The organism is Niabella yanshanensis (assembly GCF_034424215.1).
GTDB classification, from domain to species: domain Bacteria; phylum Bacteroidota; class Bacteroidia; order Chitinophagales; family Chitinophagaceae; genus Niabella; species Niabella yanshanensis.
The window spans coordinates 5,020,839-5,034,203 of sequence record NZ_CP139960.1; the positions used below are offsets into that span (position 1 = coordinate 5,020,839).

General features: G+C 43.8%; 6 protein-coding genes. 1 reads left to right on the forward strand and 5 read right to left on the reverse strand.

All coding sequences use genetic code 11. The features are described 5' to 3' along the window. Positions 1-3: 3 nt before the first annotated feature. The 3 genes from U0035_RS20695 to U0035_RS20705 are packed head-to-tail and all read right to left on the reverse strand — an operon-like array spanning position 4 to position 7,082. Positions 4-1,512, reverse strand: coding sequence for a RagB/SusD family nutrient uptake outer membrane protein (locus tag U0035_RS20695; protein ID WP_245957711.1), 1,509 nt, complete (start codon positions 1,510-1,512; stop codon positions 4-6). Between the two features lie 28 nt (positions 1,513-1,540). After that, on the reverse strand, positions 1,541-4,825 hold the full coding sequence (locus U0035_RS20700) for a SusC/RagA family TonB-linked outer membrane protein (protein ID WP_114790839.1): 3,285 nt from the start codon (positions 4,823-4,825) through the stop codon (positions 1,541-1,543). Between the two features lie 25 nt (positions 4,826-4,850). Next, a complete protein-coding gene (locus U0035_RS20705; RefSeq protein WP_114790840.1) occupies positions 4,851-7,082 on the reverse strand; it encodes a fasciclin domain-containing protein in 2,232 nt (743 codons plus the stop codon). Positions 7,083-7,476: 394 nt separating this feature from the next. Between U0035_RS20705 and U0035_RS20710 the strand changes: the two genes are divergently transcribed. Then, positions 7,477-8,607 (forward strand): glycoside hydrolase family 88/105 protein, encoded by a 1,131-nt coding sequence (locus U0035_RS20710; protein WP_114790841.1) that lies wholly within the window; start codon positions 7,477-7,479, stop codon positions 8,605-8,607. A 77-nt stretch (positions 8,608-8,684) separates the two neighbouring features. Here the strand turns inward: U0035_RS20710 and U0035_RS20715 are convergent, their stop codons facing one another. Together U0035_RS20715 and purL are read right to left on the reverse strand one after the other, a co-directional pair. Beyond that, positions 8,685-9,485, reverse strand: coding sequence for an META domain-containing protein (locus tag U0035_RS20715; RefSeq protein WP_114790842.1), 801 nt, complete (start codon positions 9,483-9,485; stop codon positions 8,685-8,687). Between the two features lie 139 nt (positions 9,486-9,624). Then, complete coding sequence (purL, locus tag U0035_RS20720; RefSeq protein ID WP_114790843.1) at positions 9,625-13,314, reverse strand: phosphoribosylformylglycinamidine synthase; 3,690 nt, start codon at positions 13,312-13,314, stop codon at positions 9,625-9,627. Between the last annotated feature and the right edge of the window lie 51 nt (positions 13,315-13,365).

The window sequence follows — 13,365 nt, forward strand, 5'->3', positions numbered from 1 at the left end:
AATTTATTGTTTATAAAATGGATTTTGAATTAACTGCTTGTTCGTTTGCAGTTCGTAAAAATATATGGGGAAATAGTGACTATTGTGATCGAGCATTTTAGCCTGCGCCGTCCTCACTGAACTGGCGGGCACAATACCTGCAACCATCTCCTGCAGGTAGGCAATATTGGAGTAGTTATTTTTCTTTACATACCGCAATACATCATACCAGCGTTTACCTTCGAACGCAAACTCCCTTGCACGCTCCTCCAGGACATACAGCGATAACTCCTCTTTGTTTGTGATATCGGGATTGTTATTGGTGGCTTCAGGTGCAAAGGCCCTGTTGCGTACCTGGTTCACCAGCGCGAGTACTTCTTCACCGCGTCCGTCCATTTGAGCTAATGCTTCTGCCTTCATCAGCAATATATCCGCATAACGATAGAAAAACCAATGGGTGTATGAGTCGGCTTGTGCAATCATATCTTCGTTGTTAGTGCCAATATACTTCCAAATCGCATTATCCTCGGCTCTTACGGAAGCTCCATTGGAACGGATGTCCGGCGCTTCTGTGAGCAGGTTAAGCTCGGTAGTAAATACCTGATCCATTACCCGGTTAGCTGCGATATACCTGCGGGTGGCCGGAAGCGCATGCATCGCATAAAACGGGTTCAGTTTCTGCTGGTTGAACTGTATTTCAAAGATACTTTCATTGGAGTTGCCGGTTCTATACAAGATGTTGTACCAGGCTGCGCTGGAGGCGATCAGGCCAAACCGGCGGGAGTTGATCACTTTGTCGCAGGCAGTAACGGCCGCCGTGTAATTTTCCATCCATAAGGCTACATCCGCCTGAATAGTGTTAATGGTGTACCGGGTAATGCGACCCTTATCGCGCACATCGCCATAAGTAGTAACCGCATGAGGCTCAGCTTCAGCGAGGTCTTTTACAATCTGCGCCAGCACTTCCTGTTGAGTACTTTTAGCTAACTGAACAATGTCTTCATCACTTGCTGTCGATATCAGTTTAAGAGGCACGTCACCAAAGCTTCTTACCAGGTAGAAATACATCATCGCTCTTAGCGCCTTGGCTTCTGCCAGGTATCCGTTCAGGGCTTCCTGCGTAAAGGTCTGGTCTTTCTGCAACACCGATGGGGCATAGTCCAAAACTGTATTGCAATAGTTGATGATATTATAAATAGGTCGCCAGTCTACAAGCGTATTATTTTGCTGGGTACTGATATTAAATATTTCGTTTTCTTCTGCACGGGTACCGAGAGAAGGTGTGATCATATCGGCTCTTATTTCTCCCCAAATGAAAAAAGTTTCCGCAGGTCCCCTGGTGCTTGCGCTGCTTCCACCGTCCATTAAAGATGCATAGCAACCAATTACAGCAGCGTGCACCTGCTCTTTGGTTTGCCAGTAATTTTCCCTGATAATTCCATCAGGAGGAATTAAATCGAACTTTTTGGCACAGGAAGAAAACCCTGCAATAAAGCATACACTTAAAATAAACAGGTATATCGGATTTTTCATCATTTCGTTTTTTCTTAGTGTTTATACATTAAAATGAAGCGGTTAAACCAAGCGTGAACATTTTTACCGGTGGGGTCATCGAATTATCAGTAGCTACACGAAAGGGGTCTGAACCTCTCATAGAAACCTCGGGATCCTGGCCGGTGTACTTCGTCAACGTCAGCAGGTTTTCACCTGTTACATACGCACTCAGGTTTTTCAATCCCATTTTAGTAAGCAAAGTCTTGTCAAAGTTGTAACGAAGCGTTACTGTTCTGAACCTTAAAAATGAGCCATCCTCAACGTACCTTGATGATCCAAGCCAGTTATAACCCGCCTGGTATAGTGCCCGGGGAATGTCGGTAACGTCCCCCTCTTTACGCCATCTTCTTTGTACTGCAGTACTTTGGTTGTCATAACCGAACATATTGGTGGTTGCCATTTCTGTTCCGTTAATGATTTCGTAACCCGTACGGAAATTAAAGAAGGTGGATAAACGCAATTTGTTTTTATAACCCAGGTTGATACCAAAGCCACCAAATACTTTGGGGTTACTATTGCCCAGGTAAACGATATCGCGGTAGTCGATCGTACCATCCTTGTTTACATCTTCGTACATAGCGTCACCCGGCTGAAATACATAATCCACAATAGGGTAGTTGAAACGCATATATACCTGTTCTCCATTCGGACGAACGATAACATTGCCGGCAGCATCGCGGGCCAGCGTGGCATCCCTATCCTGATATACACCCAGGTACCTGTACCCATAGAACGATCCAAAAGGATTGTTAATTTGCATATAGGTAATATATTGCCCGTTGGCAGCACTGTTCCCTTTTTCCAATGGATAATATTCAGATATTTCTCGGATCATGTTCTGGGCAGAAGAGATATTAAAGTTGAAGTCTACCTGCCATGTTTTGCTGGTGTAAGGTTTGGTATTGATGTTCAGCTCCCAGCCCTGGTTATCCATCGTGCCCACGTTCATATTTACTGCCTTGTATCCGTTGATAGATGATATCTGGAGGTCTTTAAAGAACAGGTCTATTGTGCGGTTACGGTATACTTCTACGTCGAGGTTGACCCGGTTCTTGAACATTGCGAGGGAAAGCCCCAGGTTAGTGCCCACAACAGTTTCCCATTTCAATTGTGTCAGGCCCATCCGGCTGGGATAAATACCCGATTCACCCATAAAATCCCAATCGAAATTGTCGTACAGGTTATAAAAAGTATAATCGTCTTTAGGTGCGTTACCACTACGGCCATAACTGAACCGTAAACTTAAATCGTCAATCTGCTTTACATTTTCCAGGAACTTTTCTCCCGATACACGCCACCTGGCCGACAGGGTAGGGAAGAGGCCATAACGCTCAGATCTGGCCAGCTTGGAAGTAACATCACCACGCAAACCTGCGTTGATAATATAACGGTCCATAAACGCGTATACTCCATTTACCAGAACGTTGGCATTCGCTGTTTTATTGGTGCGGGCAGATAAATTAGAAAGCGCCCCGTTAACCCGGGAAGGAACAGAAGGATCCTGTAACTCGGATGATGGCGTGTTGGAGGTGCGCGCCTGGTAGGAAACACTGGTTCCATCATAGGTCATCATATTCACCAAACCTGTAAAATTATGATTCTTGTTTTCAAACTGCGGGGTCCATACTAGTGAAGATTTGGTTTGTACGTTGAAGTTGTCATTGTCGCCATCGTAAGCGAGGTTTACATTGGTGTTGGTCCAGGGCAAACCGGTAGCGGTTTGGGGCAGGAAGCTTTTGCTTTTAGTGCTGTTCATATCAAACTGCACATCCACAGTTGCTACCAACGTACGGGGAATGATGGAATAACGCATGAAGAACTTTGGAATAATACGTTCCTGCAAGACCTTGTTGATGGCGGCATTGGCCATGGCCACAGGGTTAACAGTTCCGCTCACTTTATTATTACTAAGCCCGTTGTACTGGCCCTGTATGTTTGAGAAGGGCGAAAAATAATTAGGTGTCAGATTACCATATTCATCGTATTCGTAAATGCTCATATTCGGCATTTTTCTGTACGCAACATCTCTCAGGTTTTCAGCATAGTTGCGGTTGTTATCCGTGGTGGCATAAGAAACGTCGGTTCTGATGTTGATCCTGTCCGATACATCATAATCCAGGTTGATACGCGCTGTAAGTCTTTTCAGGTAAGTCCCAACCGTCACACCATCCTGGTTTAAGTAGCCCACTGAAGTAAAGTATTTGGCTTTAGAGCCTCCACCCGTCATAGAAAGGTTGTGGTCCATAACATAACCGGTCCTGGTTATTTCATCCACCCAGTTGCTGTTTTTACTGTAGTTATAATAGTAATATGGATCATTGGGGTCAAATTTAAATTCGTTTACCGTTTGTGTATTCAGCGGGATGCCGTTACGGTTCATGAATGCTTCCGGGATCAGCGAGGTGTATTGCGATCCGCTTAGCATTGGAATCGCTTCAGGCCTTGGAGATATCGTTCCTTTAAAAGTATAGGTAAGTGAAGGCTTGCCACGTACCCCTCTCTTGGTATTAATAACCAATACGCCACTGGCTGCTTTAGAACCCCAGATAGCAGTAGCCGCCGCATCCTTTAAAATGGTAATATCTTTAATATCGGTGGGCGCAATATTCAGCAGGTTGGCATATCCCTGGTCATCAGCCGTCCCAAAGTTAAAATCGGTAGGTATGTCGGTTTCGAAAGGCATGCCGTCCACAACAATCAGTGGGGTAGTGGATGAGTTGATAGACGATGTACCCCTGATACGTATTTGCATACCAGCTCCCGGGTCGCCCGAATTAGCTGCAATATCAACCCCTGCCATCCGGCCCTGCAGAGCCTGGTCAATAGAAGTTGCCTGCATTTCCTCAAGGTCTTTAGCATTAATTTTTGAAGTTGCCAACGTGTTGTAGCGTTCAGGTATTGGCAGCATTCCATTGTCGGTTCTGGCAGAAGATACAACGATTACCTCTTCCATGTCGTTGCTGGACTGCTCGAGTGTGATATTGAAAATCCTGCGGGTGTTAATAGCCATATCCTCCCGGCTTTTATAACCAATTGCAGAGAAGGTGAGGCGGTGTTTTACATCGCTTACTTTAATGGCGAAGTTCCCATCTATATCAGTAGTAGTACCTCTTACGGTACGTTGTTCATTATCCGTTTCCGATACCGATACACCCGAAACAGGAGCGCCCTGCTTATCGATAACCTTACCGGTAAGCACAATTGCGTCCTGGGCAAAAGCTTTTTCACCAACAACCATTAACAACAGCGTAGCGCAAAGCACAAAAATATTTTTCATGTCAAATCTTCTCATGGCAAATCTTGTATCTGGTTCTTTATTAGTCGTTGTATTTTAAATAATTGTCGATCAGGTGGATCATACTTCTGTTAGAAAGGTTATTGCTTTGTGCAATAATTACATGAGCAGTTCTTCCAAAAGCGTCCACTATCGAAAGTGCATTGGCCGAATTGTTAATCTGTAATCTTAATGCAGTTCCCAGATCGTTTTTTAAAGCAGTTTCAAAACTTCCGGGAAATATAACATCATCCGGAACTGCGGTATGAGAGGCCAGAAAATGGTATTGGAGGAATTTACGTACCTTATCTATATCAGCCGGAGCAGTTGGAGTAAAGTTGGGCCCGCCGGTGGTGTTGTTTTTAGGCAGCAGTCCATCATCCACGGCCTGTTGTATTGCTGCGTTCGTAGGAACAAAGATGGTGCTAAAACCAGTAAGCCCAATTATTTGCATCGTAGTAGCGGTGTAAGCCTGTGTGTTGCCGGAAAGCAACTGCCAGAAATAATTGAACGGTGAACCAGAGGCCGTACCCAGTTTATTTAAGTGAAATCCAATGCCATTTTCGGAATAACGTAGCAGGCGGTTAATAAAATACACCTTTCCATTGGATGCAGTTTTGACGCTATCCACGTGAGCTACCTGGCTCGAATCCTCCAGGCCAGCCGTAACTATATTAAAGTTATTATATTTTATATAATCGCCTTCTCCATCTGCATCTCCTGTTTTCACAATACCTGTACCTGATAAATTGTCTGACATGTTTTTATAAGCTCCAAAAAACACACAGCTGCGGATAATACGTTCTAACCTGTCGGGAACGCCATTGGTGCTGCCGTTAAATAAAAACTGGCTTTGGTTGACATTATAGGTAAACCCGGCATCCAGGAAGGCCTGGTCGGGGATTAACATAATATTTACCGGTACATTCGATTTGGCTATCAATAACCGCAACCCGATGGTATTAAACAATCTGGTCATGAAAGTATACCTGGGATTCAGGTAAGCTTCACTGAACACCGTGCTGAATACATCGGCTTCAGACACTTTATTGGTTCCATAAACAATACCATTACTTAGTATTCTGCGATCAAAAATATCAGTAGCAGGATCAAAACGCGCGGGCTCTGCAAAGCTATTTCTCGATGTAGCAAATTTGGTAGGCCAAACAACCGTGGGGAACAGGTGTGCATTTAAAAAATCTACTATAATCCCTATGGGCATTTCATCGAAGTTGGGGTAGTATTTACAGAGCGTGTTTTTTACATAATTATCGACGGCCTGGTTGTTAGGGATAAACATGGTCCAGCAGTCTTTTTGTCCATCATTATCTCCCAGCTTCATAAAGTTCTCGTTGTTCGGCGCATAGGAAAGCAGGTGGGAGTACACTTTTACATATACCTGGTCGTTTTTGCCGGATATTACCTGGTAGCGGCGCGTCGCATCTGCATTATAAATGAACGAAACCATATTATTGGTAAAAAGCCTGTTTAATATAGCACGAAAGCTGCTGAATTCAGGACGGGTGCGTATGTACTCGTCGATACTTGAAAGGGGAGAAATTACTTTATCCAGTTCATGTATAACGCCATTTTCGGCAGCAATATTAGCTGCAACTACTTTCGCTTCCAGAACATTGAATCCACTGTATTGGCTGTTAGGGTAGAAGTAGTTGTAGTCTGTAGCCGTCAATGCAGACGAGGTCATGAATGCATCTGTAAAATAAGTAACGTATTTATTATTGTAATCTGTGGAAATATAGTTGCCTGTTAAAGAGCCCAAAAGATTATTCCTGTTGGCTGCAATTGCTGTAACAGGTCCGTTGGCCGACGTGTCTTTATAAAACCCCGTGTAGTAGGCGGTTCTTCTTCTAAACGCGATATTCGGCGTCCATCCGGTATTGTTTTCCGAAGCCTGGTAGTCGTCCAGCCGGTCTTGCTCAAAGGCGTTATATACCAGCATATATTGCACCATGGCTCTCGCCGTATTTTCATCGATGGCGTCAACACTGTTGATCCCCTTATCAGTGAAATAAGCATAGAAAGCTGCATCGTTGGGAGCAAAAAAGGTCCAGTAACCAGCGCCTGATTCCAGTGTTTCCTTATAACCGCTTTTATCAATAAGCTTCAGTAAGGTGCTGAAATTGCCCTTTTCCTGCAAACGCCCGTAAATAGGCGATTCCAGACTGTCTGGTCTCCCATAAAAAGCATCCCATTCTTTTTTCCGGCAACTGGCCAATGTGAGAATAAGCAGCATCGATAGTGACAATACGCGCATCGTTCTTATATTATTTTCAGATCAAATAAAAATTTTAAAGCAGTACCTGCCTGTGCGGTTAAGCAAGCGAAAGACCTTGCAGATCTCTCTGCAAATGCATCCAACTCCGTACTCTTTCCAATTATTTACAAATAAATACTCAATCGTTTACAAAAAGGCAAGCCTCAACTCTCAGTTACAATTCTTGCTTGGTGCTGCGAATATATCCCCCGATATTGCTACCACTGTCCTGACCCATCCTGCTTTTACTTATATTTTTATGCAATCGATTGCGAAATTGTAATTTGTACAATTCTTATTCATTATGAATATTTTATCATGCAGGATGCTACAGGATGCCTGCCTTTGTAATTTGCTTTAATATTGAGCCTGTAACGGTACAAATAAATTTGCCATGAGATCTAAAATTTTCCTTGCTTATATAGCAATTATGGTGGCGGGTAGTTCCGCTTTTGCGCAGAAACTTCCGTCGAAGAAAAACATTCTTCAAACACTGCGACTTACGAACCAGTATTTCATGAATAAGTGGCCCGATCCGGGAAAGAGTATTATCACCAATAAAGAAAGGCCCAGTAATATATGGACCAGGGCTGTATATTATGAAGGTTTGCTGGCGTTGAATACTATTGACCCGCAAAAAAAATACTACGATTACGCGGTGGACTGGGGAGAGAAGCACAAATGGGGATTGAATGGAGGCACTGCTACCAAAAATGCAGACAATCATTGCTGCGGTCAGACCTACATTGATCTTTATTTGATTGATAAAAAGGAAGAGCGTATCAAGGATATTAAAACCAGTATCGATAATGTTATTGCCAGCGGTAAAAATGATGACTGGAGCTGGATTGATGCCATACAAATGGGAATGCCGGTATTTACCAAATTAGGAAACCTGTACAACGATACAAAATACTTTGAGAAGATGTACGAGATGTACTCCTACACCAAAAATAATCATGGTGATAAGGGACTTTACAACCGGGAAGATCATTTGTGGTGGAGAGATAAGGATTTTGATCCGCCTTATAAAGAGCCTAACGGCGAAGATTGCTATTGGAGCCGCGGTAATGGATGGGTAGTAATGGCTTTAGTGCGTGCGATGGAAGAGCTGCCAAAATCTGATCCGCATTATGCAGAGTACCTGCAGGATTTTAAAGATATGTGTACGGCCCTGGTGAAAATACAGCGACCAGATGGTTTATGGACAGCCAGCCTGCATGATCCGAATCATTATGGCGGAAAAGAAATTACCGGTACTGCCTGCTTTACTTATGGCTTTGCCTGGGGCGTAAGAAAGGGTATACTGGATAAAAAGATTTATCAGCCATCACTTACCAAAGCCTGGAATGCGATGGTGAAAGATGCGGTACATAAAAATGGATTTTTAGGTTATGTGCAAGGCACCGGTAAAGAACCTAAAGATGGTCAGCCGGTAACATACACCAGCACACCTGATTTCGAAGATTATGGTTTGGGTTGTTTTTTACTGGCAGGAACAGAAGTGTATAAGTTAAGGAAGTAGTTAATAAATTGAACATGTGTTCAATCAAAAAGCCCATGGTTTAAAACCATGGGCTTTTTGATTGTTTTCGACACCAGCTATTTTCTTTGAAGCCGCATCACCGCGATATCTCCCATGATGAGATTTAAGGTATTCCCGGAAACGCTGAATTTATTGATACTTTCCAATGTTTTGAAGAACGTACTTTCTCCTGCTCCCGGGCAGGCCATCCGTGTGCTGGCAGGCATACCAAACTTTATATTGCTGCCTTCTATTTTAACCGAAGAACGGAAGTTGTTGCAACTACTGTTGCCGGTAGCTATACTATCCGGAAGGTTAAATGTAATAGTGGGCTTTTTATCAGGGTACAAACCATCAAAAGCAATACGTGGCCCGGAAATATAATCCACTTCCCAGGTGCCGTTCAGCTGGCTGGTGGCATTGCCGTTATCAGTTGCCTGGAACTTTGCCAAAGTAGCCATCCTGGCTTTATTTAAAGAAAGTACATTGTTATTGATCGTAAAGTTATCAGCTTTACCGAACACTTCCTTTAATTGGTTTTCTATGGCCATATCCTCGCAGGCCATCATGGTTGACATGCCCTGGCTAAATGTAATCCCTCCTTTATCTGTGAGCGTATAGGTGCCACCCAGGCCGTTACACCCGCCGGAAGCGGTATATCGCTTATCTGTATCATTGAACTCAATAAATGGTTCCTTGTTATTCACACGATCTGCAACGGGTTGGCCGTTTAATTCTATCAGCTTCCACTTTTTGCCGGTGAGTGAAGTTGTTGTCATGGTGGACGATGTTTCATTGGACTTTGTTGCTTTTTTTGTATTACCACAGGAACTACATAAAAAAGCTAAACCCAGGATCAGATAATAAGAATGTTTCATGGATAAAAATTTGCCACAAACTTACGATTGTTTTACAAGACAGCTATTGCTGTAGCCGCAAGCGTTGAATCGGCTAAACGCCATCAAAAAAACCTCCTTCAGTATTTCTTGAAAGAGGTTTAAAACAATTGTAAATATTTTATTGCTTCTGGTCTTCAATCCATTGACGTGCATTCACAAATGCTTCAATCCATGGACTTACCTCATCCTGTCTGCCGGCAGGATAGTGCGCCCAGTTCCATTGGAATATAGAGCGTTCGATATGCGGCATGGTAACCAGGTGTCTGCCGGTTGCATCACACATCATGGCCGTATTGTAATCGGAACCGTTTGGATTATGGGGATACTGGTCGTATGCATATTTGGCAACAATATCGTATTGACCTTCTCCTTCCGGAAGGTTAAATTTACCCTCACCATGAGAGATCCATACGCCCAATGTTGTGCCGGCTAAGGATTTCAACATAACGGATTTGTTTTCCTGCACTTTTACGGAAACAAAGTTTGATTCGTGCTTGCCCGAATTATTATGCAGCAATTTGCCATGTACCGTGTGATCCGGGTTGATCAGTTCCAGTTCCATGAATAATTGGCAGCCGTTACAAATACCCACAGATAAAGTATCAGGACGGGCAAAGAATTGATCTAATGCAGTCTTTGCTTTCTCATTATAGAGGAAGGCGCCCGCCCATCCTTTTGCAGAGCCCAAAACATCCGAGTTGGAAAATCCGCCTACAGCGCCGATGAATTGTATATCTTCCAGGGTTTCGCGCCCGGTAATGAGATCCGTCATGTGTACGTCTCTGACATCAAATCCGGCCAGGTACATAGCGTTGGCCATTTCGCGCTCCGAGTTAGAACCCTTTTCACGGAGAATGGCGGCTTTGGGACGAGGTTTTGAAACGTCAATCACCGGTTTTTTCCCGTTGAACTGAGCAGGAAACCGGTACTGCAGCGGCTGATTTTTATAGTTGTTGTAGCGTTCCTGTGCGGTTCCGTTTTTAGATTGTTTCTGGTCTAAAAGGAATGAGGTTTTATACCAGGTGTCGCGCGTAGCAGCTACATCAAAACTAAAGCTGTCAGCATTGTTTTTAACAGTAACGGTTGTGTCTTCAAGGACCGTTCCTATTTTAACAACTTCAATTCCTGCAGCAGCAAATAGTGTCTCCAGGCGCTCATCGTTTTGAGCCTGCAGCACTACGGCAATATTTTCGTTAAATAATGCTTTTACTGTGTCAGCCTCGTTCAATCTACTTAAATCATAATTGGCAGCCAGGTTGATGTCTGCAAAACACATTTCCAGTAAAGTGGTGATCAAACCTCCCGAGCCCACGTCATGCCCGGCAGCTATCAGCCCATTATTAATAGCATCCTGTATCGCATTAAAGGCCCGGGCGAAATAGTCTGCATCTTTAACGGAAGCTACTTTATTACCAATTTTATTAATGATCTGCGCAAAAGACGAACCGCCCAACTGGAATACATCTTTTGTTAAATTGATATAATAAACTGAACCTGCATTCTTTTGAAGTACCGGTTCTACTACTTTATTAATATCTGTACAGTTGCCGGCAGCGGAAATAATGACAGTACCGGGAGCAATTACACTACCATCCGGGTACTTTTGTTTCATCGATAAAGAATCTTTACCGGTGGGAATGTTAATACCTAATGCAATCGCAAAATCGGAGCAGGCTTTAACGGCTTCGTATAGTCTGGCATCTTCACCTTCATTATTACAGGCCCACATCCAGTTAGCTGAAAGAGAAATGCCTTTCAATCCATTTTTGATAGGCGCAAAAACAATATTAGACAGCGCTTCACCCATAGCATTTCTTGAGCCTGCGGCGGGGTCTACAAGGGCGGTTAATGGTGAATGTCCAACTGTGGTAGCAATACCTTCGGTAGATTTGTAATCCAGCGCCATTACACCTACATTGTTTAAAGTAAGCTGTAAAGGTCCGGCACATTGCTGTTTGGCTACACGGCCACCCACGCAACGGTCAACTTTATTCGTTAACCAGTCTTTACTGGCTACTGCTTCCAGTTGTAATACCTGCTCTAAATAAGCCGGTACATTATTGACATCATAGGACAATTCGTCGTAATTATGACTGATCTTACTGTCTTTCATGATGGTTTTAGGAGAAGAACCAAAGAAGTCTTCCAGGGCATAATCCATTGGTTTTTCACCTTTGGACTTAGATTGAAAGGTGAAGCGATGGTCTCCGGTAACATCGCCCACGGTATACATAGGGGCACGCTCGCGGTCGGCTACCTTTTGCAGTATGTCGATATCTTTTTCTCCAATTACAAGCCCCATTCTTTCCTGGGATTCGTTACCAATGATTTCCTTTGCAGAAAGTGTAGGATCTCCAACAGGTAATTTATCCAGATCAATCAATCCGCCCTTTTCTTCTACTAATTCAGAGAGGCAGTTTAAATGCCCTCCTGCACCATGATCGTGAATAGACACGATAGGGTTGTGATCTGATTCTACTAATCCACGAATAGCATTAGCCGCACGCTTCTGCATTTCGGGGTTAGAACGTTGAATAGCGTTTAATTCGATGCCGGAGCCAAAAGCACCGGTGTCTGCCGATGAGACTGCAGCGCCGCCCATACCGATCCGGTAGTTTTCACCACCCAGGATAACGATCTTGTCACCTTCCTTAGGTGTATATTTTTTAGCCTGTTCCAGTTTGCCATAGCCTACACCTCCAGCCTGCATGATCACTTTATCGTAGCCCAGCTTTCTGGTTGTCCCGCTGAGCTTATCGAAGTGTTCATGCTCAAAAGTGAATACCGATCCGGTGATCAGGGGCTGGCCAAATTTATTACCAAAATCAGAAGCGCCATTCGAAGCCTTGATCAGGATATCCATGGGCGTTTGGTACAACCATTGACGTTCTTCCATCGCTGTTTCCCAGGGCCGGTCTTCCTGTAAACGGGAGTAAGCCGTCATATAAATAGCCGTACCAGCTAACGGTAAAGCACCCTGGCCGCCTGCCAGGCGATCACGTATTTCTCCGCCTGATCCGGTTGCTGCTCCGGCGAAAGGTTCAACGGTTGTAGGGAAATTATGGGTTTCAGCCTTTAATGATAAAACCGATTCAAATTCTTTCTCTTCGTAATAGTCGGGTTTGTCAGCTGACTTTGGCGCAAACTGGGTTACTTTCGGGCCCTTTACAAAAGCCACATTGTCTTTATAAGCAGATACAATATCGTTAGGATGAGTTTCAGAAGTCTTTTTGATCAGCTTAAACAAGGATGTAGGCATTTCTTCACCATCAATCACAAACGTTCCATTGAATATTTTGTGGCGGCAATGTTCCGAATTGGCCTGCGAGAAAGCAAAAACTTCAGAATCGGTGAGTTTACGGCCAATTTTAACAGCAAGCCGATTGAGATAATCCACCTCTTCAGCACTGAGCGCCAGGCCTTCCGATTTATTATAAGCATCAATATCATCAATTTCCTGTATGGGTTCAGGCGCAATTTGTATCGTATACATGTCCTGTGTCAGGGATGCATATTTCTGGGAGATCATCGGGTCAAAAGCATTGAAATCAGCTGGTACCGGCTGAAATTCTTCAATACGGGTGATACCCTTAATACCCATATTCTGCGTGATTTCCACAGCATTGGTGCTCCAGGGGGTGATCATCGCGGCACGTGGCCCCACATAATAATGGTTAAGAATAGTTTCTCCTAGTTTTTGGGCATTGCCGAACAGCCAGTTTAGCTTCTGTATGTCTTCCTGGGCTAGCTCATTTTGTGTTTGAACGCCGTATACAATATGTTTGGGATTCTGAAAGAAATGGATCATTATAATAAGTGCATTTGAACTTCGTGGAAATTGAGTGGCAAAATTAACCAA